Consider the following 22,947-nt stretch of genomic DNA (forward strand, 5'->3'; position numbering starts at 1 on the left):
ATCTGATCATACGCCTTGAACTCGCCGAAGTACTTCGTGATCGCCGCCGTCGTCGACGTCTTGCCATGGTCGACGTGGCCGATCGTGCCGATGTTTACGTGAGGCTTGTTGCGCTCAAACTTACCTTTTGCCATTTCATTCTTCCTGTAAACGAAACTTGGGCTTAACCGGCCCTTCCGGTTTGGCAGCCGTTTAAGGCTTTCGCAAGGAATGCGCAAGCCTTAAATAGAGAGTTGTGCGGCCGCGGACGTTGCGGACGGTTGCGTAATTTAGGTTGGACCACTGGAAGATTATTCCACAACCTACATTTAGTACTTGCTGCATTTATTCATGGGCTTGCCGATTTCCTTTGATCAACCGAATGAATATCGAGACAAGTTCGATATCATAAGCCGTGGCAAGCCGTAGACCATGTCCTCAACTTAATCGGCCGCCAGTTCATGAGGTCCTGGTGATTCCCTGTAAAACCTGCTCCTCGGATCGCCGGACTGACGCGCCCGCGGGTTCAAGTTCGCCACGCTGCCTTCATCGCGCCGCCAAACCGTGCGACCCGAAAAGCCAATTCCTTGTGCGCAAAGCCCGATCTTTACTTGTCTTCCGTTGTCCGTGCGTACGCTTCTAGTGCATGTTGCGTGTAGAACGATTCCCGTTACATGCGCTTGATGACCTTGGAATTAATTTCTGACATAAGGGCATTGCAGCAATGATAAGCAACGCTATTTCTTCTTTCCACTGGCGTATGGCCAAGCTCTACCGGGGAAAGGCAAAGGCCAAATTCGCATACCACCTTGTGAAATCGGCCAGCAAGAGGCCTCAGGACTGCACAAAACTTCGCCGTGCCGCCGCGCTTCTTGTCAAAGAAGAGATGCATGACGATGCACTGGCCATATGTGAGCGGATCCTGGACCGCGATGTCGCGCAATACTGGGCGACCTACAAGAGTTTTGTCCAGGAAATCTCCCGGAGCCGGAAAGCCGAAGGCCGGATCAACGTCGCGTTGTTCAATGATACGGATTTCAGGGTCAACATTGGCTGCCGCCTGACAAGCCAGGGACTTAAGCAGACGATACGGCGGGCGCTCCCCGATGCGGCAATAACCTCAATCGGTTTTGACTTTGCCGCTTTTCGTAAGGAGTTCAGATCGAGCGTTGTTCGGGAGCCCGAGGCGACTTTGCTGCAAGAACGACTGCTGGATGCGTATGGACAAAGCGCGTTCGACACCATCGTCGCCTCGGATTTCATCCTTCTCCAGCCCGAAGGTTCGCTTGACGACGAGACCTCACTGGAAGGACTCGCCACGTTCTTCACGCCCGTCATGGTCGCACAGCGGCTCGGGAAACCGTATGCGGTCCTCAACGGAACGATACCCGTCTATCGGGACGAGCGGGACGACTATTTGCAGCAGTTGTTCAAATCGCTGCGGTTCGTGGCGGCCCGAGACGAGGTCTCGGCCAAGCATCACGACATAACGTTCTTGCCCGATGCCGCTTTCCTTCGGATCGCACCGGACGATGTCAGCGACCGTGACGGCTGCCTGATCACAACGGGCGCGCGAAACAACGAAGGAGACGATGTTCGGATTTTCAAGTCGGCGCTGCGCGCCTGTGATTCCCTCTCCCTGCGCCCCGTCGTCCTCACGCGCGCCGCCGATCGTTTTGCCGCTTTTGAACGCGAGGTGATTGCAAGAGGCGGGATCTTTGCCGAAACAGCCCGCATTGAAATGGCCGCCGACGTCGTGTCGCAGTGCCGCCTGCACATTGGCGGCCGCTATCACATGGCGATCTTAAGCGCGCTGTGCCGCGTGCCCAGTGTGCTATTCGATGTCAGGACCCACAAGAACCAGTGGTTGGCGCAGTACTCCCCTCTTGTTCGCCTTGCGCATCCGGAATCAGACATCACCAGCCTAGCGGAGACCTTGCTGCACGGCTGCAGCCCAGCTCGTCCTCACCAATCGCATGACTACGAAGCCTTTCTCAGGCACGCCTACAGCATCGGCACGAAATCGTAAGGACGTGGAAATAGGATGATGGAACTGGAGCGGGTAGCGGGAATCGAACCCGCGTATTCAGCTTGGAAGGCTGCTGCTCTACCATTGAGCTATACCCGCGGCGTTCGATCCATACCAACAGAATGGTGGAGGGAGCTGGATTTGAACCAGCGTAGGCATAGCCAACGGATTTACAGTCCGTCCCCTTTAACCACTCGGGCATCCCTCCATTTTTCTGTCGGGATCAAGCGACCAAGCATCTGAGATCTAAGAGCGGTTCCGGCCGAAGCAAGGCGCCTCTTCGATCTGCGCCGCGTATATGACCGGCCCGTTTCCTCCTGTCAACACGATGTTTTGGAAAAAGTTGGGAAAAACAATTCGCAACGACGATCCCAAAGCGATCATTGGATTTGCGGATTTTGCGCCGGCGGTTATAAGGCGGCATGAGCAAAGATGATGCAGGCGGCGGCCGCAGCGGCCGGGACACCCATTACGCCAATCTTCGACGCGCGCACCGCGACCAGCGGCGCGAGCGCGGCGAGATCCCGACGCCGAAGGACGACCGCCGCCGCAAGCAGGCGGAAGGCTGGAAAGCGCCGGCGCTCGCCCCCGATCAGGTCTTCCTCTATGGCCTGCACACCGTGCGCGCCGCCCTCGACAATCCCGAACGGCACATCATCAAGCTGTCGGTGACCCAGAATGCCGCCCAGCGCCTTGAGCTGCCCGATCCGGCCACCCTGCCCTATCCGGTCGAAACCGTGCTGCCATCCGACATCGACAAGGTGCTTGGCCCCGAGGCGATCCACCAGGGGGTGATGCTGGAAACCCGCCCGCTGCCCGTCCGCAGGCTGGGTGCGCTAAAGGAAAGTCCGCTGATCCTGGTGCTCGATCAGGTCACCGATCCCCACAATGTCGGCGCGATCCTGCGCACCGCCGTCGCCTTCGGCGCCGGAGCGGTGATCACCACCATGCGCCATTCACCGACCGAATCGGGCGTGCTTGCAAAATCGGCCTCAGGCGCGCTCGAACTCATCCCCTACATCCAGATCACCAATCTGGCCGAGGCGATGGAGGAACTGCACGCGCTCGGCTTCTACTCCGTGGGGCTCGATTCCGAGGGGCCGCAGCCGTTCGAGGCGACGCTTTCGGGCAACAAGATCGCGTTGGTGCTCGGCTCGGAGGGCAAGGGTTTGCGGCAGAAGACCCGGGCGACCTGCAAGGCGCTGGCCCGCCTCGACATGCCGGGCGCCATCAAATCGCTGAACGTCTCCAACGCGGCAGCGATTGCCCTCTACGCAGCCCGGCAATTTCTGGTGAAGTAACGGGCTGCCGGCCTTTACGCCGCCGGTCTCCTTGATTTGGTCGAATCTAGTTAGCCGATCACAGCGCAGCTGGAAGGCTCTGCAAAAGACGACCGCCAGCCGCAACGGGACAACTGTCCTGCACCCTCTTCCAGTTGGGCACGTTCAGCGCCATCTCGCACCGGGCGAGATAGCGGCGTCCGTCGACATTCAGGCACACGAGCGAGCCGAGCTGGTGCCGGCTGCCGTCTCGGTTGCGGCAGGTGCAGAGGGTGCCGCCCAGCCCACCTGCCACCGCGATTTCGATCGGCAACGCCAACAAGGCCAACAGGATCGTCAAGCACGCAACGGGCCGCATCGATCACCTCCGCTGCCCTCTCCAGTACTCAAGTCTATGCCCTTTTTCGCCGCTGTCGAGACGGCTCGGGTCGCCCCACCGTGACCAAGCGGCTCACGCGAAAATACCCGCGCGCCTCGCACAATGAAAAACCCGCCGGTAATACCGCTCCGGCGGGTCGACGGGTTTTCGACCGCGTTGCCTTAGCTCGCAAGCTTCAGACTGCCGAAGCCGGCAATGGTCCGCTCGGCCGTGGCGATGGCGACTGCCTTGGAATCGGCGCCGAGGTTGAGGCCCTCGGCGCGGACGATCTCCACATCCGTTATTCCTATGAAGCGCAGGACCGTCCCGAGATAGCTTTCCTGGTGGTCCATGGCCGCCGCCGGACCGGTGCTGTAGAGGCCACCGCGGGTGGACGCGACGATCACCTTCTTGCCCTTCGCGAGCCCCTCCGGACCGTTTTCAGTGTAGCGAAACGTCTTGCCGGCGACGGCGATGCGATCAATCCACGCCTTCAACTGGCTCGGAAGGGCGAAATTGTACATCGGCGCGCCGATGATGACCGTGTCGGCGGTTAAAAATTCCTCGAGCACGGCAGCGCTTGCGGCCACGTCGGCGGAAATCTGGCTGTCGAGGTCTTCCGGCTTTGCGTTGGCGGCCATCAGATGCGCGCCGGTCAGGTGTGGCAGCGGATCGGCGACAAGGTCGCGATAGGTGATCGTGGCAGTTGGATGGTTGGCGACGACCTCTGCCGCGATCGCTGCGGTGAGGCGACGGGACACGGAATGGTCTCCGAGAATTCCGGAGTCGATATGAAGGACGTTCATGCGCGTAGCACCTTTGATTGAAGATTGGGTGCTTCTGATATGCGCCGAGCACAATCGCCCGATTAGAGGCCGGAAAACCGATTGACTGTTTCCCGGGGGAAACAATAATGAAGGCTCTAGCGTCGAACCGGACCTTTCCATGCAGGACCTCAACGATCTCGCGCTGTTTGCCGCGGTCGTGAAGCACAAGGGCTTCACGGCGGCAGCGAACGCGCTTGGCATGCCAAAATCGAAGATTAGCAAACGCGTCGCCCATCTGGAGGAGCAGTTGGGCGTGCGGCTGCTCGAGCGTTCGACCCGCAAGCTGCGCGTGACCGATATCGGGGAAGCTTTCTACGAACGCTGCGAAACGATCCTCGCCGGCGTGGAGGAGGCCGAATCCATTGTCGCCGCAGCCATGTCCGAACCGGCCGGCCCGATCCGCCTCGCCATGCCGCTCGGATTTGCGCCGATGCTGGCCGATATCCTCCCGCTGTTCCTGAAACGATATCCGCGCGTGCGGCTTTCGATCCTGACGACGAACCGGCCGATCGACCTGATCGAGGAACGGATCGACGTGGCACTGAGGGTGCGGGCAAGCTACGAGGGTGACCAATCGATCGTCGTGCGGAAATTCGGCGACGCGCGCCAGTATCTGGCCGCCAGTCCGGCCTTCGTTGCCCGGCACGGGCCGATCACGCTCGAAAGCCTCTCCCGACTGCCGACCATTGCCATGCAGGAGCAGCCGACGCGGGCGGTCTGGACGCTTGTCGACGCAGACGGCGGCTTCCGTGACATCGCGCACAATCCGGTCCTGTCGTGCATCGATTTCAGCATCCTTGAAAGGGCGGTGATCGAAGGCATCGGCGTGGGCCTGCTTCCCGACCGGATCGCCGAGCGCGGCTTCAACAGCGGCGTGCTCGAGCCGGTGCTGCCGGAATGGGCCTCGCCGGAATCGTCGATCCATGCGGCCTTCACCTCCCGCCACGGCATGCTGCCGGCCGTGCGGGCGCTCATCGACTTCCTCGCGGAAAACCTGCCGCGTTCGATGGCGGGCTGCAAGTACGTCATCCCGCGCCCGGCCGAAACGGCCGACTGGACGATCTGACGTTTTTTTCCTTTACAGCCGGGCCAGATATGCTAACTCCCTCCCGGTGTGCCCTTATAGCTCAGTTGGTAGAGCACCTGATTTGTAATCAGGGGGTCGGGAGTTCGAGTCTCTCTGGGGGCACCATTTATTCGCGCTGAAACTGCTTATGCGCATTTATTCCTTTCCAGTTCCTACTAATTTTCTCGTGGTGGCTGCTACCTGCAGTGACAACTCCACTTAAAGAAAAAACGGACATCGTCGTGGATCCGCATCGTCTTCGGTCCATGCTTTGCTAGAGCGATATCATTAGTAGCTCGCACGGCTTGCTGGCGGCAACACGACAACCCTCAATGATTGCATAAAATATTACCTGCAACCTTAATAACGCATATCATCAGCGAACACTGTAATTTTTTGATGTCTATCCTTTTACAAACTGGAGGGGCGGAAATGGGGATGCAGTTTCTTGGAGAAGCGCAGTTCGGCGGGAATTCTCTGGCCTTTACGCCAAACAGCGGCATCAGCAACGGCTGCGTGAAGGTATTCGCAACCGGCGAATTGAACGCACAGGCCGCGGACCGGAGAATGCTGATACGGGTGAATGGCGCGGGCGCCGGATACCAGGGTTTCGTCCTGATGAATGGACATGCCGGAGCGGGAGAGTGGGACAATTCAGGGTTCTACTCGGGCCGAAATGGCTGGGGCCAGGACGCTACCTTTATGCTTGAGTATACATTGGCCGTCGGACCGACGTCTCAAAAGATTACCGGAACCGGACAAACAACGTTTGCCCATGGCAACAACACCATCGTCGGCTATGAGACCCACGGATTTCTCGTTACCAACCAACCGCTAACGCGCATCGAAGTTATCTTCACCGGCGGCGTGGTTGCCGGGCCACCAGCTCGTTTCTACCTTTTCTAGAGCAATCCACTTGCCCTTGCCCGCCAGGGCGGTGACAACGCCAGGCCCTGGCATTCCGAGACAAGAATGGCGCCTGATAGACGCGGCGATGGGTCGGCCGGAAACCTGCACGGCTCTAACGACATGCGGGTGGTTCGGCCGAAAGCCTCATCCAACGCACGCGGTGCTGATCCCGAGGGATTGTCTACGGCACACCAGGAGAGGACAATTGCCTCGCCGCTTGCCGCGGCGCTGGAGGCTTCGATGACCCACCGCGTTCTGATTGCCGCCGTCGCACTGGTCCTGCTGTCGCTTGCCGGGTGTGCGAGCGAACGAGCCAATACATACAGCACCACCTCGTCCCAAGGGCATGAAAGCAAATCCGCAGGCGGCGGTGGCGGCATGGGCGGGGGCTACTAGGCTCAGGGTCCTGTATTCGCCTGGTGCCTGACATCGGGCGGGCGAGCCGCAGCTCGTCCATTCGCCGGCACCACGAATTGACGAACCTGGCTCACCCGAAGGCGCCTTCCCCACGGCTTCCCGCCTACCGGGCACGCATGCTATCCTCAAGCAAGGGAGGAGCATGTCATGGAAAATTTTCTCGCACTGTTTGCTGTCGTTCTTGGTTCGGCCATGCTGGGTGTCCTGATCGCCTACGGCATGCGGCGCCAGCGTGAGCAGCATCGTCCGCAGCACCATGACGAAGCCTCGCCGCGCTTTTAGTGTTTTTTGTTCGGACCGCCGGATCGCATTGCAGCAGCCCGCACTCGCAGAGGGTACGCTGTGGTGACCATTGCCGGCAACCGGGCGACCCAGCCGCTGTGAAGGGGCATGGTATCGCAGCGACCCCGATCGCTCTTTCATTGGAGGCGGCATGGCTCATAGCGACGGACCGGAAGGCGAGCGCAATATCGATGTCCTCTTCCGAAACGGCAACATCACCGTTTTCGGCATCGTGCTCGCCTTCTCGCTCGGTTTCCTGAACTCCTGGACAAACAACCCCAACGAATGGAGCATCGATGATTTGCCGACGCTCGCCCTCATCTCGGCCGGCATCGTCTTTCAGGGTTTGGCGCTCTGGCAATTGCTTCGTCTCAATTCGCTGAAGCGAAACGTGTTCGAGTCCGGCACGCGGAAGTTCGCAATCGGACTGGTATTGACGGCTTCGGGCATGTTTCTGTCGATCGTCATCGATGTCGCCCGGAGCCTGGCCTGACGCTCGGTGGCGGCCGCGCCGCGATCTCCCCGGCGAAGACATGCGCTCGACAGGCTGTCGAGCCTGTGCAAGACTGCATCCATGATCGAAAGCAGCGATGTCGAACTCGAAGACGAACGCGTGAAGCTGGTGACCGAACTGGCGCGGGTCAAGCAGTCAACCTCGGCCGAGCTCCTCTTCCGCAACGCGCCGGGCACCACCGGCTTCCATGAGGCGACCCATACGGCTTCGATCGTGCTCGACCTTCTGGACCAGCACCTCCTGCACCATCCCGCCATCGCCGGAAACGCGGAGTGGTTCCGCTATGCCTCGCGCGCGAGCGAAGCACTGTTCAACCTCTATCAGTCGATGGGGGCGGCGCAGGTCGAGCACCACGCCGAGGACGGCCTGCGACCTGAGGACCTGAATGCCAGCAACGACGATTGAGCGCCGCTGAGCGCAGATCCATCCGGCCGGCGTGTGAGCGGGTTGTGCAGAACAACTCACCTACTCCAGTTTTCGCCCCTGGCGAAGCCGCTTTCATTGGGTCTGCGGCTGACTGCGCTCGGTCAGTGCATCGACGACGCGTTCACGGCCGACGCGAATGACATTCTCCATTGCCCGACGGGCGCCCGTTTCGTCGCGGCGGCGGATTTCCTCGACAATGCGGATATGAGAGGCGGCGACATCGTCGATCTTGCCACGATCCCTGGCCGGCGAACTGAGCCGGAAGACGCCGACGAGCGCTGCCTCGATCAGGCTGCCGATCGTGCGAAAGAAGGGATTGCGGGAAGCCTCGAGCACGCTGAGGTGAAATTTCAGGTCGGCCATGGCCAGCGTTTCCGCCGTATGCTCGGGATCGCCCATCGCCATGGCAAGGCGCATCATGTGGCTGATATCGGCATCGGTGGCAAATCGCGCAGCGAGAGCGGCGGCGTGCGGCTCGAATGCCAGCCGGACCTCGCTGAGATCCAGCAGGAAAGCCTCGTCGACGCCTTTCGCAAGCTGCCAGGTCAGGATGTCGCTGTCGAAAAGGTTCCACTGCGCTCGCGGCGTGACACGGGTGCCGATCCGCGCCCGCGGCACGATCAGCCCCTTGGCAGCCAGCGTCTTCATCGCTTCGCGCAGCACCGTCCGCGATACCTTGAAGCGGGCGGCAAGTTCGGCGTCTCCCGGCAACGTCGATCCAACCGGAAATTCGCCAGCGACGATGGCACGCCCCAGTTCGTTGACGACCTGCGCATGACTGGTACGCGTACTTGCCCCTGTGATGACGGTTTCGAGCAACCCCTTGCGCAATCGGTCCTATCCTCTCCCTGCCGCCAACACTCCCTCGATGCACTGGCCGCAATGTTCAAATCAGGTCAGGCAGTCCCCTTAAGACTAGAGGTCGGGTTCCACTACCCTCAGGCTAACCGCCTGCCGTTCTTCGCACGAGGGCTAAAAGCCCCGTCTACACAAGCATAGACCCGAAAAGCAGAAGGCCAATCAATATCTTCGCACATCATCCGGATGAGCAGGTCTGCCCGGCGATGCAGATGCCGATCAGCGTCCCCCACGAAGCCGGATCTGATTGTCAGAAGCGCTCCCCCAATCACCACTGCCACGATCGAACCCGTTACACCAACCGGCATCGAGCGGGCAAACGTGTCGACGCCCAGAGCGTAAGATGATTCCCGAAAGAACGGCAAGGAACCGGACAACCTTAGATGAAATTGATCGTCCGGCGGACCTAACCTACGCAATCGACAACTGGCGCCAAGCGGGAGGCGTCGTCCCGAAGCGGCTGCGAGGGTCCATCAGCATACCCACGTGACGACAGCGAGCATGCGACGTCGACCAGGGTGCTGCGTCCTCCTCCCGGCAGCGTATGCCGACCGGCCTAGCGCGAAGGCCACTCGAAAGTACCGACGCAAATGGCCCCGGCAGCCGGCCGGCTCCCGGGGTCATTCCAAGTCGATAGAGCGAGAAGGGCCGACCGTTAAAGCGACGGCCCGTTCCGCCTACTGCGGCAGCTTGTCGTCCACGCCTGCGATGTAAAAGTTCATGCCGAGCAGCGTGCCGTCGTCGGCCTTCTCGCCTTCCTTCAGCCAATCCGAGCCGTCCTGCTTCTTGATCGGGCCGGTGTAGGGATGCAGTTCGCCCGACTTGATCTTGGCTTCGGTTTCCTCGGCCATCTTCTTCACGTCGTCAGGCATGTTGGTGTAGGGCGCCATCGTCAGGATGCCGTCCTTCAGGCCATCCCAGATCTGCTCGGACTTCCAGGTGCCGTCCATCAGCTGCTTGGTGCGCTTGATGTAGTAGTTGCCCCAGGTGTCGACGATCGCGGTCAACTGCGTCTCCGGACCGGCCTTGATCATGTCGGAGGCCTGGCCAAAGGCCTTGATGCCGCGCTCGGCGGCGACCTGCATCGGCGCGGTGGTGTCGGTGTGCTGCGTCAGGATGTCGACGCCCTGGTCGATCAGCGCCTTGGCCGCGTCGGCTTCCTTGCCCGGATCGAACCAGGTGTTGGCCCAGATCACCTTGACCTTGAAGTCCGGGTTCACCGACTGCGCGCCGTGGACGAAGGCGTTGATGCCCATGACGACTTCGGGGATCGGGAACGAGGCGATGTAGCCGGCGACGCCCTTCTGCGACATCTTCGCGGCGATCTGGCCCTGGATGTAGCGGCCTTCATAGAAGCGCGAATTGTAGGTGGCGACGTTCGGAGCGGACTTGAAGCCGGTGGCGTGCTCGAACTTCACATCCGGGAACTTCTCGGCGACCTTCATCGTCGCATCCATGAAGCCGAACGAGGTCGTGAAGACCAGGGCACAGCCGGAACGGGCCATGCGCTCGATGGCGCGCTCGGCATCCGGGCCTTCCGGAACGTTCTCGAGGAAGGGCGTCTCGATCTTGTCGCCGAACTCGGCCTGGAGCGCCTGGCGGCCGATATCGTGTGCCTGCGTCCAGCCGCCGTCGGTCTTCGAGCCGACATAGATGAAGCAGATCTTGGTCTTGTCCTGGGCGCTGGCGCCGGCGGCAAAGCCGAGCACGGCGGCCGAGGTTGCGAGTGCGAGTAAAAGCTTTTTCATTTCGACCTCAATGGTTAGAGACTTGATGTGCGGTATTTTCTTCATCGATCCGGCACGAAGGGTTTTCCCAGCGATGCAGGTGTGTTGATCAGCGTCATCCGCCGATTGTGCGATATCAGAACGAGCACGACAACCGTCGCCGCATAGGGCAGTGCCGACAGGAACTGGGAGGGGATGCCGAGGCCGAGCGCCTGCGCGTGCAACTGGCTGATGGAGACGGCCCCGAAGAGATAGCCGCCGGCAAGCACGCGCCAAGGCCGCCAGGACGCGAAGACGACGAGCGCAAGCGCGATCCAGCCCCGGCCCGCCGTCATGTTTTCCACCCATTGCGGCGTATAGACGAGCGACAGCTGCGCACCGGCGAGACCGGCGCAGGCGCCGCCAAACAGAACAGCGAGATAGCGGGTACGAATAACGCCGATGCCGAGCGCGTGCGCCGAGGCATGGTTATCACCAATCGCCCGGATTTTCAGCCCCGAACGGCTCTTGAACAGGTACCAGTTCACGCCGGCGACGAGCGCAATCGAGATGTAGAAGATCAGGTCCTGCTTGAAGAGCAAACGACCGAAAAACGGTATCTCGGAGAGCAGCGGGATGGTGATTTCGGGAAGCTTGATCCCGGACATGCCGACATAGGCTTCACCGATCTGACCGGAAACACCAAGGCCGAGAATCGTCAGTGCCAGGCCGGTCGCCACCTGGTTGGCGACGAGCGTCAGCGTCAGGAACCCGAAAAGCAGCGAGAACAACGCCCCGCCGGCGATCCCGGCAAGAATCCCGATGTAGGGAGAGCCCGTGGCGTCGGTCGCGGCGAAGGCGAGCACGGCGCCCATGATCATCATGCCCTCAACGCCGAGATTGAGGACGCCGGAGCGCTCGGCCACCAGTTCGCCGAGCGCTGCCAACACCAGCGGCGTCGCCGCGGTGATGACGGTCAGCAGGATCGCTTCGACAATTCCCATTATTCGGCCCCGCCTTGCGCCACCGCAGCCGTCCTGCCTGAAAAGACGAGCCGGATCTTGTATCGAATGAGCGTGTCGCACGACAGCACGAAGAACAGCAACAGCCCTTGGAACACGCGGGTTACCTTGTCGGAGACGCTGAGGGTCAGTTGCACCGCTTCCCCGCCCACATAGGTCAGGGCCAGGACCAGGCCGGCGATAATGACGCCGATCGGATTGAGGCGGCCGAGGAAGGCGACGATGATCGCAGTGAAGCCGTAGCCAGGCGAAATGATCGGCTGTAGCTTGTTGATATTGCCGCTGACCTCGGAGATGCCGGCGAGCCCCGCAAGCGCCCCCGACAGCAGCATCGAGAACCAGATCATCCGGCGCGACGAGAAGCCGGCGAAGCGCCCTGCCCGTTCCGACTGGCCGAGCACGGTGATCTCGAAGCCCTTCAGCGTGTAACGCATCATGAACCAGACAAGGAGGGCCGCAACGATGGCGAAGACGAAGCCGAGATTGGTGCGGCCGGAAGCGAGGATCTCCGGCAGCACGGCTTCCGGAGCGAAGTCGCGCGTGATCGGGAAGTTGTAGGCTTCCGGGCTGCGCCAGGGGCCGCGCACGATCCAGTCGAGGAAGAGCTGGGCGATATAGACCAGCATCAAACTCGAAAGGATCTCGTTGGTGTTCAGGTTCGCCTTGAGGAAGGCTGGGATCGCGGCATAGAGCGCTCCGCCGATCATGCCGAAGATCAGCATCAGCGGCAGCACCAGCGGTGAGTGCCAGTCGTGGAAGACCACGGGGACGATCGCACCGGCGATGGCGCCCATGATGAACTGCCCCTCCGCGCCGATGTTCCAGTTGTTGGAGCGATAGCAAACGGAAAGACCGACGCCGATCAGGATCAGGGGAGCGGCCTTGATCGCGATCTCATGCAGCGACCAGACGTCGAGCAGCGGCTCGACGAAGAAGCTGTAGAGCGCGCTCATCGGATCCTTGCCAAGCAGGGCAAACATGATTCCGCCGGTGATCACCGTCAGCACCAGCGCGACGAACGGGGAAAGAACCGCGTAGAGAACCGATGGAGTGGGCCGCTTTTCGAGTTCAATGCGCATGGGCAGCCTCCGCGCCTTCTGTCTTGTCGTGCATCCCGCCCATGAGAAGACCAATCTTTTCGCGCGTCATGTCGCGGGCCGGATAGGACGCCGACAGCCGCCCCTCGCTGATGACGGCGATTTCCGTCGCGACCTCGAAGATCTCGTCGAGGTCCTGGCTGATGACGAGCACGGCTGATCCCGCCTTGGCGAGATCGACGAGCGCCTGACGGATACGGCTGGCGGCACCGGCATCGACGCCCCAGGTCGGCTGGTTGACAACGAGGACGGCGGGCCGGCGATCCAGCTCGCGGCCGACGATGTATTTCTGCAGGTTGCCGCCGGAAAGAGAACCGGCCAGCGGATCTTCACCGCTCTTGCGCACGTCCATCGTTTCCGAAATTCGCCGGGAGGCCAGACGGACGGCCACGGATTTGATGATGCCAAGCACGCCGCCCCCCAGGAACGCCGCGCGATCGGACTGGCTGCGGGCGAGCACAAGGTTATCGGAAAGCGACATGCCGGTGACGGCCGCATGACCGTGACGCTCTTCCGGAACGAAGCTCGCTCCCATCAGGCGCCGTGGGGTGATGCCATGCCTGCCGACCGGCCGCTGGCGGATCCGGACGGCGTTGGCATCGCGGACGGGGAACTCGCCCGAGAGGGCATCGAACAGTTCGCCCTGCCCGTTGCCAGCAACACCCGCGATCGCAAGCACCTCTCCGCCATGCACCTTCAGCGAGATGTCCTTCAGTGCGACAGCGAAGGGCGTGCGGGCCGCGACGCCGAGATGAGCAACCTCGAGCAGCACGTCGCCCTTGGTGTGCGTGCCTTCCGCCGTAATGGTTGCCACGTCGCTTCCGACCATCATGCGGGCGAGCGAGGCCGGCGTTTCCTTCCGCGGGTCGCAATCACCGGTCACCTTGCCATGGCGAAGAACGGTGGCACGGTCGCAGATGCGCTGCACCTCCTCCAGCCGGTGGCTGATATAGAGGACCGAACGTCCCTCCGCCTTCAGCTTGGCGAGCGTCTCGAACAGCCGGTCTGCCTCCTGCGGCGTCAGCACCGAGGTCGGTTCGTCGAGAATGATCAGTTGCGGGTTCTGCAGCAGCGCGCGGACGATTTCGATGCGCTGGCGTTCGCCGACCGACAGGTCGGCCACGTGCGCGTTCGGATCGAGCGGCAGGCCATAGACGCGCGACAGACGCGCAGCCTCCTCCGCGACCTTGGCCAGCGAGATTTTTGGGGGCAGCGACAGCGCGATGTTCTCGGCAACCGTCAGCGCCTCGAACAGCGAGAAGTGCTGGAAGACCATGCCGATGCCGAGATTGCGCGCCGCACTCGGACTTCCGATCGAAACCGCCTCGCCCTTCCAGAAGATCTGCCCGTCCGTCGGCTCGAGCACGCCGAACAGCATCTTCACCAGCGTCGACTTGCCGGCACCGTTCTCGCCGAGAAGCGCATGAATCTCGCCCGGCTGGATTTCCAGATCGATCCCGTTGCAGGCGGCAAACGTGCCGAAAAGCTTCGTCAGGTTGCGCACGGCCAGCAATGGCCTGTCCGCGGACGCTCCAGCGACTGACACTATGCCCCTCTTTCCTCGCAACTCTTCCCGTCCGCTGCAGCGTCAGGGAACAAGCAGCGTCGTTCCACTTGTTTTTCTTGTTTCCAGATCCGCGTGGGCGCGCCCCGCTTCCGCCAACGGATAAGTCTGATTTATATTGATACGCACTTTGTTACTGCGCACAACATCAAAGAGGGAATTTGCACATGCGTCTAGCTCGGCGCGGGTCGCGATGTAGTGGAAGAGCGTCGGCCGGGTGGCAAACAGCGAGCCCTTCTGCGCCAGCAACCCGATGCTGAAGGCATCGACGGGACCGGAGGAATTGCCGAAACTGACCCACATGCCGCGCGGTTTCAGGCAGTCCAGCGACGTCGGGAACGTGTCCTTGCCGACGGAATCATAGACCACGTCGCATTTCTCGCCGCCGGTCAGTTCCAGCACGCGCGCGGCAAAATCTTCCTTGGTGTAGTCGATGACGTGATCGTAGCCGTGCGCCAGCGCCAGATCGATCTTCGCCTTCGATCCGGCCGTACCGATGACGGTCGCTCCGAGCGCCTTCGCCCACTGGCCGGCGATCAGGCCGACGCCACCGGCCGCCGCGTGGAACAGGATCACATGACCAGGCTTTACCGGAAAGGTCTGCAGCAGCAGGTATTGCGCCGTCATGCCCTTCAGCATCATCGCCGCCGCGGTCTCCAGCGAGATCTCATCCGGCACCTTGACCAGATGCCTGGTGGCAATGTTGCGCTCGGCCGCATAGGCGCCATCGGCCGAGGCGTAGGCGACACGATCTCCGACGACGAAATCCGTCACGCCCTCGCCAAGGGCGGTAACGGTTCCCGCACCCTCCTTGCCGGGGATGAACGGCAGATCGGTCTTGTAGAGGCCGGTCCGGAAATAGACGTCGATAAAGTTCAGCCCGATCGCGGCCTGGCGGATGCGGACCTCGCCCGGTCCGGGCGCCGACAACTCGACTTCTTCGACCTTCAGCACCTCGGGACCGCCGAGCGACCGGATGACGATAGCCTGTGTCACCTGACTTCTCCCCAGGGATCAGTGTTTTCCGAGACGCGGGAACAACTGCAGCACCGCGCCGATAATGTAAAGATAGATCCCGGTTCCAACAACGCCGAGCACCACCCATTGCGGCGTCTCGAAATGCAGCAAAAGCGCGTAGACGCCAAACGCCGCCCAGGCGAAGAAGACGATCAGATTGAGCGGCCGCAGCCGCTGCACCCGCACCGGATGCAGGAAGCTGATCGGCATGAAGGTGAGAAAGACGGACACGAAGACGATGATCGATGCCGTCACCTCGCTCGCCTTGATGACGAACAGCGTGAAGACGATCATGTTCCAGACGACCGGGAAACCGGAGAAGAAGTTCTCATCCGTCTTCATGCCCATGTCGGCATAGTAAATGGCGCTGGACACGACGATCGCGCCTGCGGCGACGAACGACCACGGTTCGCCGATCATGCCGCTCTGATAGAGCGCGAAGGCGGGCAACAGCACGTAGGTCACGTAGTCGATGACATTGTCGAGCGTGTCGCCCGACCAGTTCGGTAGGACCTCCTTCACCCGCACCTTGCGGGCGATCGGCCCGTCGATGCCGTCGACCAGAAGCGCAAGGCCCAGCCACCAGAACATGTCGACGAAGCGATGCTCGGCGGCGGCGACGACACCGAGAAAGGCCAGGAAGGAGCCTGATGCCGTAAGGATATGCACGGAAAAGGCCCGGATCTCGGCATAGGGAACGCGTCGGTAATTGAAAAACTTCATCGCCTGCCTTGTTTGCCCCGTCGGGCACCCCGCCTTCTGAATTGTGCGGCCTTACCTGCTGACAGCGCACTTTTCGCCCGTAATATGCACCGATTGGCCGCGGCTTCCAGCGAAAATCGGGGGGCAGGCCGGCACGTCGCAGGCGCGCGGCATACCTGCGCCGTTTCAACCCATGGATTTTGCCAGATTTCGGGCTTAGTTTGCCAAAAAAGACCTGCAGGCATTTCTGTGGGTAAGAATGACTTGAAAGAAGTACAACGCATGAAAGCCTTTGATATCGCCGTCGTCGGCGCCGGCCTGGCCGGCAATCTCGCGGCATTGGCCCTCTCCGATTCGGGCCGAAACGTGGCGCTGGTCGCCCCCGCCGCGCGCCCGCACGACGGACGCACGACGGCGCTGATGGCACATTCGATCGAGTTCGTCCGGGAACTCGGGCTCTGGGACGAAATCGAGAACGTCGCAGCGCCCCTCGAGACGATGCGCATCCTCGACGGCACGTCGCGGCTCTTCCGCGCCCCGCCGGTCAGCTTCCGGTGCAGCGAGGTCGGTCTTCCAGCATTCGGCTACAACATCCCCAACGCTCCATTCCTGGAAAATCTCGAACGCCGGATCGCCAAGCGCGAAACGATCACCCGCTTTGCAACAACGCTCGAGCGCCTCGGTTTCGCCGGGAACGCGGTCGAGCTGCATCTCGCCGATGGGAGTGCGGTCGTGGCAAACCTGGTGGTCGGCGCAGACGGCCGCCAATCCGAGGTCCGGCGCCAGAGCGGTATCTCCGCACGTACCTGGACCTATCCGCAGACGGCGCTTGTGCTGAACTTCACGCATGAATTGCCACACGCAAACATCTCGACCGAGTTTCACACTGAAAGCGGCCCCTTCACGCAGGTGCCATTGCCCGGCCGCCGCTCCAGCCTTGTCTGGGTGCTGTCGCCAGCGGAGGCGGAAGCAAAGCGCGCGCTGCCGCTTGACCAAATGAGCCGTGCCGTCGAGGAGCGCATGCAATCGATACTCGGCGCCGTCTCCGTCGAAGCCCCGCCGCAAACCTTCCCGCTCTCCGGCATGCAGGCGGACCGGTTCGGCAAGGGCCAGGTGGTGCTGCTCGGCGAGGCCGCCCACGCCTTTCCGCCGATCGGCGCCCAGGGGCTCAACCTCAGCCTGCGCGACGTGATGGCGCTGCGCGAACTCCTGAATGATCCGGGCCAGCCGCTCACCACGATCGGCGAGGCCTTTGATCGTCATCGCCGCGCCGATATCCAGAGCCGCACCGCCAGCGTCGACCTGCTCAACCGCTCGCTGCTTTCAGGCTTCCTGCCGATACAGATCCTGCGCACGGCTGGCCTGCACATGCTTTCTGCGATCGGGCCGCTCCGCAGTGTCGTGATGCGCGAAGGCGTCGAGCCCGGCGGCTCGCTCAAGGCCTTCCGCGATTCCCTAAGGGAACGGGTCACCCGGAAGCAGGCCTGACTTGATCAGGTAGAGCAGAAGCGTGACGGTTGCGACCGACAGAACCGTCGTGATCAGGATCGTCGCCGACGCGCGCTCCTGCCAGACGCCGTATTGCTGGCCGATGACGAAAACGTTCGTCGCGGTTGGAAGTGCGGCGAGCAGCACGGCGGTGTAAACCCAGACCGGATCGAAGTTTCCGGCCGCGCCCAGCACCAGGTACATCGCCAGCGGCAGCAGCAAGAGCTTGGCCGGGACGATGTAGGTGATTTCCGCCGGTACGCGCTTCAGCGGCCGCAGCGCCAGCGTCACGCCCATGGCAAACAGTGCGCAGGGTGCGGCTGCCTGCGCCAAATAATCGATCAGTCGCTGCAGCGGTGCAGGCGCTTCGAGGGAGAGGAAGGCTGCGGCGAAGCCCGCCGCCGTCGCCAGGATGAACGGATGCGTCACGATCCGCCGGATGACGTCACCGGCGACCGCGCCAGCCGACCGCTTGTCGCCGCCGGAGAACGACATCAGCGCCGGCGCCACCGTGAAATGCAGCATGTTCTCGAAGCAGAAGACGAGCGCCACCGGCACCGCCGCCGGCTCGCCGAACGCCAGAAGCGCCAGCCCCGGCCCCATGTAGCCGATGTTGCCATAGGCTGCGGCAAGCCCCTGGACCGTGGCCTCGGCGATGGTGGCGCGCCTGAGGCACAGGCCGACGACGAAGATCAGCCCGAACACCAGATAGGTGGCGCTGACATTGGCGAGAATGAAATCGACGCGCGTCAACTGCTCGATCGGCGTCTTCGAGACGAGCTTGAAGAACAGCGCCGGCAGCGCGATGTAGATGATGAAGGTGTTGAGCCAGCCGAGCGCCTCGGCGGGCTGGCGGGTGATTTTTGCGGCCAGATAGCCCAGCAGGATCATGCCGAAGAACGGCAGCACCAGTCCCGTTATTTCCGCCATGCGACCCGCGAATCCCCGACGCCTTCCCTCATCTCAGCCGTCGGCTCTATCCCAAGTCGGCGGGAAGCGAAACCGCTCGATTGGAAATCGCAGGGTAGATGTTCAGCCGATTTGCGACAGGATCGGGAAGGTCTGCTGGAACCAGATCGCCACCGAACTGATGTAACCGAACATGAAGGCAAGGCCGGTCAGGACGAGCAGTACGCCCATGACGCGCTCCACCGTGCCCAGGTGCTTTCGGAAGCGCATAAGGAACCGCATGAACGAACCGGAGAACGCGGCGGCGATCCAGAAGGGAACGGCGAGGCCCAACGAGTAGATGGCGAGCAGGATGGCCCCCTCTCCCACCGTGTCGCGTGCGGCCGCGACGCCAAGAATTGCCCCCAGCACCGGCCCGATGCAGGGCGTCCACCCGAAGGCAAACGCAAGGCCCATGATATAGGCGCCCGAAAGCGTGGCCGGCTTTCCGCCCCCCTGGAAGCGGGCTTCCCGCGCAAAAAAACCGATCCGCAGGATTCCGAGGAAGTGAAGCCCCATCAGGACAATGATGACGCCACCTACCTGGGCAAGCACGTCCAGGTGGCGCCGCAGCACCATGCCGATTGTCGAAGCACCGGCGCCGAGGGCGACGAACACAGTCGCAAAGCCGAGGGTGAAGAACAGCGCCGACAAAAGGACCGCCTTGCGCGCCCGGCCATCGTCGGAGGCGACGGTTCCGCCGCGAAACTGCTCGACCGAAATGCCGGCCATGTAGCACAGATAAGGTGGCACCAGCGGCAGCACGCAGGGCGAGAGAAAGGACAGCGTTCCGGCAAGAAGCGCGCTCAGCAGCGATATTTCAGCAATAGACAAGCAGTCACCTCGCACACGACACGGCCCGTACGCCGTCAGGCACTCCGCGATATCCGCCGTGGCAAGCCACCGACATCACCCCGAACCCCGATCCGCAGCCGGACATCCGCTGCTTCCATAGCCGGCCAAGTGGTTGTGAGCCAATCACCTTTTGGCGACCGCGGCGAAATGCAGCAAAAGCCGCGGGCGAAGCGATTTTACGGGTTGACCGAAAAGAGACGCCTGTTATATGTCCGCCCACTTCCGCGGGCCGTCCCGCCTGGGAGCGCGTAGCTCAGCCGGTAGAGCAACTGACTTTTAATCAGTAGGTCCAGGGTTCGAATCCCTGCGCGCTCACCACAAGAAGTTGAAAACTTCAGAAAAGTTTTTTCATCTGACTTTTTCCCGACTTTTATCGACCGCTGCAACTGAACTTCGATCCGTATTGTGCATGTCTTACGCCCTCGAGTTTGCTGGCCGCCACCCAAGCGCGGCGATGCCGCCGAGGTGACAAGGTCGGGTGCGAACGCTTCGGAACTGACTTTCCGTTGTTCCACACTTGCCGAGGAAATAGCAGTGATCGGATCTCAGCGACACTGTTCGATCGCTTACCGGCGCCTCTAAAGAAGGCGGCGGGTCAAAGGCGCACAGCGGCTGTTGGTAGGCAAACTTGCCTAGGCTGGATGGGAAAGAATGCGCCGATGCCGGCATCATCGCGGAGCGTGTTGAAGATCCGCCGCTTTGACGTTCATCGCGTCGATACGTTCGACGACGTTCCGGGAACTCTCTAATCGCGTCTGTCAGGCTGGACGTTGGGATATCGCCGGTCAGGCTCAAAGTTCCATTTCAGGTCGGCGCTGTGCTTGCCTCGTCATGGCCCGGCAACTCGCTGATATCCGGCGTACTCAAAACCTGCATCGGCGGCATGCCGACAGTTGCCGACGATGGCCCGCAATGCGCGGGACCGGTTCGTGTGCGGTAGGTACCGACGGTGATCCCTGTCGCTCAAGGCCGTTCGAAAAGCTTGCCCCCGGCTTGTTTGGCGCCGGGGGCAAGTGTCGCTTAGATGATGAAGAAGTCGTCCGCCGTCAGCGCGAGATTCTTCGTCAGGGTGGCGAAGTGGACCCCCTTGCCCTTGCCGTTGCCGTCCGCATCGTAGAACAGCTTCCCGGTGTCCGTCTCGTAAATGACGCGGTCGTCCTTGTCGGCCGCAAGCCCACTGGTGTTCTTGGCGAACGCTGCCGCCGATAGCTTGCCCACCTTCGTCAACGCCGTGAACACCCCATTCTCCAGGTGGATCGTGTCATCCTTGACGGAGAAGTCGGTGATGGTGTCGATGTTGGTCGACGCCGGCTTCGTGTTGAACACGAACACATCCTTGCCGGTACCGCCGGTGAGGATGTCCTTGCCAAGACCGCCATTGAGCGTGTCGTTGCCGGCATCGCCCTTGAGCGTGTCATTGCCCGCACCGCCGTCCAGCTTGTTGGCGCCGCGGTTGCCGGTGATGACGTTGGCGAGCCCGTTGCCCGTCCCATTCAGCGCACTGCCGGTAAGGATCAGGTTTTCGAGGTTCGCGCCGAGCGTCAGCGAGACGCTGGACTGGACGGTATCGATACCACCGTTGGCCGCTTCAACGATCGTGTCGCCGCCGTCGGTTATATAGGTATCGTTGCCGCCGTGGCCGATGAGCGTGTCCTTCCCGCCGCCACCGTTCAACACGTTGGCAGCGTTGTTGCCGGTGATGACATTGTCGAGCGCGTTGCCCGTCCCATTCAGCGCTTTGCTGCCGGTGAGGATCAGGTTTTCGAGGTTAGCGCCGAGCGTGAACGAGACGCTGGACTGGACGGTATCGATACCCGCGTTGGCCGCCTCGACGATCGTGTCGTCGCCGTCGGTAATGTAGGTATCGTTGCCGCCGAGGCCGATGAGCGTGTCCTTCCCGCCGCCACCGTTGAGCACGTTGTCAGCGTCGTTGCCGGTGATGACGTTGTCGCCGCTGTTGCCGGTGCCATTGATCGCGGCCGACCCCAGAAGGGTCAGGTTCTCGATCCCGGTGTAGTTGGCAAGGCTGCGGCTGATGGTCGAGGTGATTGTGTCGTTCCCAGCCGTGTCGACGACCACGTCGTCTTCGTCCTCGAGATGATATGTGTCGTCGCCGTCACCGCCCACGAGGATGTCGAAACCGAGGCCGCCTCTCAGGATGTCGTTGCCGGCACCACCCCTGAGGATGTCGTCGCCCTCGCCGCCGTCGAGCTTATCGTCGCCGCCCCCGGCGTCGATGGCATCGTCGCCCACGCCGCCGACAAGCGTATCATCATCGCCGCTACCGGCGATCACTTCCAGGACGTCCGTCACCGTGATCGTCACGGCCTGCGACGTCGTATTCGTCCCATCGTCTGCGGTGACAATGATCTGGTAGGCGTTGTCGCCGTCCGCATCCTTGGGGTCCTCGAAGTCCGGCGCGACCTTGAACGTCACCACCCCGCTGTTCGCGTCGATGTCGAACAGGCCGGCATCATCCCCAGACAGCGTGTAGGTCAGCGTCGTTCCGGCGTCGACGTCGGTCGCAACCGCGGTGTAGGCGGCCATGCCGTTCTCGGAGACGCTTACCGCCGCGGCCGAGGTGAACACCGGCGCGTCATTGGTGTTGTTGACCGTCAGGGTGAACTCGTCGGAGACGGAGACATCCGAGCCGTCCGTCGCCGTCACCTTCACCGTGATCGTGCCGACGTCGCCGTTTTCCGGCGTGCCGGAGAACGTGCCGGTCTCGGGGTTGAAGGTCAGCCAGGTCGGCAGCGGGTCGCCATTCGGAAGCGTCGCCGACAGCGTCAGGCTGTCACCGACGTCGACGTCGTCGAACGTCCCGGTCGGCACCGTAAAGCTGAACGCCTCGTCCTCGTTCGCCGTCTGGTCGACAATCGGTGTCGCCACCGTCGGGGCGTCGTTGGTGTTGGCGACCGTCAGGGTGAACTCGTCGGAGACGGAGACATCCGAGCCGTCCGTCGCTGTCACCTTTACCGTGATCGTGCCGACGTGGCCGTTGAGCGGCGTGCCGGTGAAGGTCTTGGTCGCCGGATCGAAGCTCAACCAGCCCGGCAGCGGATCGCCGTTCACAAGCGTCGCCGAGAGCGTCAGGGTGTCACCGACGTCGATATCGGCAAACGTGTCGGCCGGCACCTGGAAGGTGAACGGTGCATCCTCGTCCGTCGACTGGTCGTCAATCGGGTTTGCCACCGTCGGGTCGTCGTTGGTGTTGTCGACCGTCAGGGTGAACTCGTCAGAAACGGAGACGTCCGAGCCGTCCGTCGCCGTCACCTTCACCGTGATCAGGCCGACATGGTCGTTTTCCGGCGTGCCGGAGAACGTGCCGGTCGCCGGATCGAAGCTCAGCCAGCCCGGCAGCGGGTCGCCGTTCGCAAGCGTCGCCGTCAGCGTCAGGGTGTCACCGACGTCGATATCGGCAAACGTGTCGGCCGGCACCTGGAAGGTGAACGGTGCATCCTCGTCCGTCGACTGGTCGTCAATCGGGTTTGCCACCGTCGGGTCGTCGTTGGTGTTGGCGACCGTCAGGGTGAACTCGTCAGAAACGGAGACGTCCGAGCCGTCCGTCGCCGTCACCTTCACCGTGATCAGGCCGACATGGTC

22 protein-coding genes and 4 tRNA genes are annotated in these 22,947 nt (G+C 62.0%); 11 read left to right on the forward strand and 15 right to left on the reverse strand.

Translation table 11 applies throughout. The features are described from left to right. Positions 1 to 134: GTP-binding protein (locus tag J2Y48_RS25120; protein WP_310423822.1), on the reverse strand; the 134-nt coding region annotated here is incomplete at its 3' end. Between the two features lie 569 nt (positions 135 to 703). Here J2Y48_RS25120 and J2Y48_RS25125 point away from each other — a divergent pair. Beyond that, positions 704 to 2,008 (forward strand): polysaccharide pyruvyl transferase family protein, encoded by a 1,305-nt coding sequence (locus J2Y48_RS25125; RefSeq protein WP_310424326.1) that lies wholly within the window; start codon positions 704 to 706, stop codon positions 2,006 to 2,008. A 25-nt stretch (positions 2,009 to 2,033) separates the two neighbouring features. Here the strand turns inward: J2Y48_RS25125 and J2Y48_RS25130 are convergent. Further along, positions 2,034 to 2,107, reverse strand: a tRNA-Gly gene (locus J2Y48_RS25130). Between the two features lie 24 nt (positions 2,108 to 2,131). After that, positions 2,132 to 2,216, reverse strand: a tRNA-Tyr gene (locus J2Y48_RS25135). A gap of 214 nt (positions 2,217 to 2,430) precedes the next feature. Between J2Y48_RS25135 and J2Y48_RS25140 the strand changes: the two genes are divergently transcribed. Then, positions 2,431 to 3,309, forward strand: a complete 879-nt coding sequence (locus J2Y48_RS25140; RefSeq protein ID WP_310424329.1) for an RNA methyltransferase — start codon at positions 2,431 to 2,433, stop codon at positions 3,307 to 3,309. Between the two features lie 58 nt (positions 3,310 to 3,367). On the opposite strand, the gene J2Y48_RS25145 is transcribed toward J2Y48_RS25140, so the two are convergent. Together J2Y48_RS25145 and J2Y48_RS25150 are read right to left on the reverse strand one after the other, a co-directional pair. After that, positions 3,368 to 3,646, reverse strand: a complete 279-nt coding sequence (locus J2Y48_RS25145; RefSeq protein ID WP_310424331.1) for a hypothetical protein — start codon at positions 3,644 to 3,646, stop codon at positions 3,368 to 3,370. A gap of 182 nt (positions 3,647 to 3,828) precedes the next feature. After that, positions 3,829 to 4,452, reverse strand: coding sequence for an FMN-dependent NADH-azoreductase (locus J2Y48_RS25150; RefSeq protein WP_310424334.1), 624 nt, complete (start codon positions 4,450 to 4,452; stop codon positions 3,829 to 3,831). A 139-nt stretch (positions 4,453 to 4,591) separates the two neighbouring features. Here J2Y48_RS25150 and J2Y48_RS25155 point away from each other — a divergent pair, with 139 nt between their 5' ends. The 7 genes from J2Y48_RS25155 to J2Y48_RS25185 all read left to right on the forward strand — a co-directional run bounded on the left by J2Y48_RS25155 (position 4,592) and on the right by J2Y48_RS25185 (position 8,066). After that, positions 4,592 to 5,539 carry a LysR family transcriptional regulator gene (locus tag J2Y48_RS25155; RefSeq protein WP_310424338.1) on the forward strand — a complete coding sequence of 316 codons (948 nt, stop codon included), beginning with the start codon at positions 4,592 to 4,594 and terminating at the stop codon, positions 5,537 to 5,539. A gap of 50 nt (positions 5,540 to 5,589) precedes the next feature. Further along, positions 5,590 to 5,665 (forward strand) — tRNA-Thr (locus J2Y48_RS25160). Between the two features lie 312 nt (positions 5,666 to 5,977). Further along, positions 5,978 to 6,445, forward strand: a complete 468-nt coding sequence (locus tag J2Y48_RS25165; RefSeq protein WP_310424341.1) for a hypothetical protein — start codon at positions 5,978 to 5,980, stop codon at positions 6,443 to 6,445. A gap of 66 nt (positions 6,446 to 6,511) precedes the next feature. Next, positions 6,512 to 6,844: a hypothetical protein gene (locus tag J2Y48_RS25170; RefSeq protein WP_310424344.1), complete on the forward strand. Its 333-nt coding sequence runs from the start codon at positions 6,512 to 6,514 to the stop codon at positions 6,842 to 6,844. A 168-nt stretch (positions 6,845 to 7,012) separates the two neighbouring features. Further along, positions 7,013 to 7,147: a hypothetical protein gene (locus J2Y48_RS25175; RefSeq protein ID WP_310424349.1), complete on the forward strand. Its 135-nt coding sequence runs from the start codon at positions 7,013 to 7,015 to the stop codon at positions 7,145 to 7,147. Between the two features lie 151 nt (positions 7,148 to 7,298). Further along, entirely contained in the window at positions 7,299 to 7,640 is a 342-nt protein-coding gene (locus tag J2Y48_RS25180; protein ID WP_310424352.1) for a hypothetical protein, read from the forward strand. A gap of 81 nt (positions 7,641 to 7,721) precedes the next feature. Further along, positions 7,722 to 8,066, forward strand: coding sequence for a hypothetical protein (locus J2Y48_RS25185; protein WP_310424355.1), 345 nt, complete (start codon positions 7,722 to 7,724; stop codon positions 8,064 to 8,066). A gap of 93 nt (positions 8,067 to 8,159) precedes the next feature. Here the strand turns inward: J2Y48_RS25185 and J2Y48_RS25190 are convergent, their stop codons facing one another. From J2Y48_RS25190 to pcsA, 7 genes are all read right to left on the reverse strand, one after another. Then, positions 8,160 to 8,918 (reverse strand): FadR/GntR family transcriptional regulator, encoded by a 759-nt coding sequence (locus tag J2Y48_RS25190; protein WP_310424358.1) that lies wholly within the window; start codon positions 8,916 to 8,918, stop codon positions 8,160 to 8,162. Between the two features lie 704 nt (positions 8,919 to 9,622). Further along, positions 9,623 to 10,693 (reverse strand): BMP family ABC transporter substrate-binding protein, encoded by a 1,071-nt coding sequence (locus tag J2Y48_RS25195; RefSeq protein ID WP_310424360.1) that lies wholly within the window; start codon positions 10,691 to 10,693, stop codon positions 9,623 to 9,625. Between the two features lie 41 nt (positions 10,694 to 10,734). Further along, positions 10,735 to 11,655, reverse strand: a complete 921-nt coding sequence (locus tag J2Y48_RS25200; protein ID WP_310424364.1) for an ABC transporter permease — start codon at positions 11,653 to 11,655, stop codon at positions 10,735 to 10,737. Continuing rightward, positions 11,655 to 12,752, reverse strand: coding sequence for an ABC transporter permease (locus tag J2Y48_RS25205; protein ID WP_310424367.1), 1,098 nt, complete (start codon positions 12,750 to 12,752; stop codon positions 11,655 to 11,657). Before J2Y48_RS25205 ends, J2Y48_RS25200 begins: the two co-directional genes overlap by 1 nt. Next, positions 12,742 to 14,316 carry an ABC transporter ATP-binding protein gene (locus J2Y48_RS25210; protein ID WP_310424370.1) on the reverse strand — a complete coding sequence of 525 codons (1,575 nt, stop codon included), beginning with the start codon at positions 14,314 to 14,316 and terminating at the stop codon, positions 12,742 to 12,744. Before J2Y48_RS25210 ends, J2Y48_RS25205 begins: the two co-directional genes overlap by 11 nt. Positions 14,317 to 14,358: 42 nt before the next feature. Then, positions 14,359 to 15,330, reverse strand: coding sequence for a quinone oxidoreductase (locus J2Y48_RS25215; protein WP_310424373.1), 972 nt, complete (start codon positions 15,328 to 15,330; stop codon positions 14,359 to 14,361). An 18-nt stretch (positions 15,331 to 15,348) separates the two neighbouring features. Beyond that, positions 15,349 to 16,074 carry a phosphatidylcholine synthase gene (pcsA, locus tag J2Y48_RS25220; RefSeq protein ID WP_310424375.1) on the reverse strand — a complete coding sequence of 242 codons (726 nt, stop codon included), beginning with the start codon at positions 16,072 to 16,074 and terminating at the stop codon, positions 15,349 to 15,351. 261 nt (positions 16,075 to 16,335) lie between these two features. Between pcsA and J2Y48_RS25225 the strand changes: the two genes are divergently transcribed. Beyond that, positions 16,336 to 17,541 (forward strand): UbiH/UbiF family hydroxylase, encoded by a 1,206-nt coding sequence (locus tag J2Y48_RS25225; RefSeq protein WP_310424378.1) that lies wholly within the window; start codon positions 16,336 to 16,338, stop codon positions 17,539 to 17,541. On the opposite strand, the gene J2Y48_RS25230 is transcribed toward J2Y48_RS25225, so the two are convergent. After that, positions 17,509 to 18,471 (reverse strand): AEC family transporter, encoded by a 963-nt coding sequence (locus J2Y48_RS25230; RefSeq protein WP_310424381.1) that lies wholly within the window; start codon positions 18,469 to 18,471, stop codon positions 17,509 to 17,511. The genes J2Y48_RS25225 and J2Y48_RS25230 overlap by 33 nt on opposite strands. Before the next feature lie 102 nt (positions 18,472 to 18,573). Further along, entirely contained in the window at positions 18,574 to 19,323 is a 750-nt protein-coding gene (locus J2Y48_RS25235; RefSeq protein ID WP_310424384.1) for a cytochrome c biogenesis CcdA family protein, read from the reverse strand. A 263-nt stretch (positions 19,324 to 19,586) separates the two neighbouring features. Here J2Y48_RS25235 and J2Y48_RS25240 point away from each other — a divergent pair. Further along, positions 19,587 to 19,662, forward strand: a tRNA-Lys gene (locus tag J2Y48_RS25240). Positions 19,663 to 20,364: 702 nt separating this feature from the next. Here the strand turns inward: J2Y48_RS25240 and J2Y48_RS25245 are convergent. Continuing rightward, the coding region (locus J2Y48_RS25245) for a putative Ig domain-containing protein (protein ID WP_310424387.1) at positions 20,365 to 22,947 on the reverse strand (2,583 nt) is incomplete at its 5' end.

Source organism: Mycoplana sp. BE70, from assembly GCF_031455855.1.
In the GTDB taxonomy this organism is placed as follows: Bacteria; Pseudomonadota; Alphaproteobacteria; order Rhizobiales; family Rhizobiaceae; genus Mycoplana.

What these genes read in the sequence shown, in the direction of transcription:
- J2Y48_RS25200 (WP_310424364.1), bottom strand. Translation starts at nt 11,655, where the DNA reads ATGGGAATTGTCGAAGCGATCCTGCTGACCGTCATCACCGCGGCGACG.
- J2Y48_RS25175 (WP_310424349.1), top strand. Translation starts at nt 7,013, where the DNA reads ATGGAAAATTTTCTCGCACTGTTTGCTGTCGTTCTTGGTTCGGCCATG.
- J2Y48_RS25180 (WP_310424352.1), top strand. Translation starts at nt 7,299, where the DNA reads ATGGCTCATAGCGACGGACCGGAAGGCGAGCGCAATATCGATGTCCTC.
- J2Y48_RS25145 (WP_310424331.1), bottom strand. Translation starts at nt 3,646, where the DNA reads ATGCGGCCCGTTGCGTGCTTGACGATCCTGTTGGCCTTGTTGGCGTTG.
- J2Y48_RS25185 (WP_310424355.1), top strand. Translation starts at nt 7,722, where the DNA reads ATGATCGAAAGCAGCGATGTCGAACTCGAAGACGAACGCGTGAAGCTG.
- J2Y48_RS25195 (WP_310424360.1), bottom strand. Translation starts at nt 10,693, where the DNA reads ATGAAAAAGCTTTTACTCGCACTCGCAACCTCGGCCGCCGTGCTCGGC.
- J2Y48_RS25150 (WP_310424334.1), bottom strand. Translation starts at nt 4,452, where the DNA reads ATGAACGTCCTTCATATCGACTCCGGAATTCTCGGAGACCATTCCGTG.
- J2Y48_RS25125 (WP_310424326.1), top strand. Translation starts at nt 704, where the DNA reads ATGATAAGCAACGCTATTTCTTCTTTCCACTGGCGTATGGCCAAGCTC.
- J2Y48_RS25165 (WP_310424341.1), top strand. Translation starts at nt 5,978, where the DNA reads ATGCAGTTTCTTGGAGAAGCGCAGTTCGGCGGGAATTCTCTGGCCTTT.
- J2Y48_RS25140 (WP_310424329.1), top strand. Translation starts at nt 2,431, where the DNA reads ATGAGCAAAGATGATGCAGGCGGCGGCCGCAGCGGCCGGGACACCCAT.
- J2Y48_RS25170 (WP_310424344.1), top strand. Translation starts at nt 6,512, where the DNA reads ATGGCGCCTGATAGACGCGGCGATGGGTCGGCCGGAAACCTGCACGGC.
- J2Y48_RS25155 (WP_310424338.1), top strand. Translation starts at nt 4,592, where the DNA reads ATGCAGGACCTCAACGATCTCGCGCTGTTTGCCGCGGTCGTGAAGCAC.
- J2Y48_RS25230 (WP_310424381.1), bottom strand. Translation starts at nt 18,471, where the DNA reads ATGGCGGAAATAACGGGACTGGTGCTGCCGTTCTTCGGCATGATCCTG.
- J2Y48_RS25225 (WP_310424378.1), top strand. Translation starts at nt 16,336, where the DNA reads ATGAAAGCCTTTGATATCGCCGTCGTCGGCGCCGGCCTGGCCGGCAAT.
- pcsA (WP_310424375.1), bottom strand. Translation starts at nt 16,074, where the DNA reads ATGAAGTTTTTCAATTACCGACGCGTTCCCTATGCCGAGATCCGGGCC.
- J2Y48_RS25205 (WP_310424367.1), bottom strand. Translation starts at nt 12,752, where the DNA reads ATGCGCATTGAACTCGAAAAGCGGCCCACTCCATCGGTTCTCTACGCG.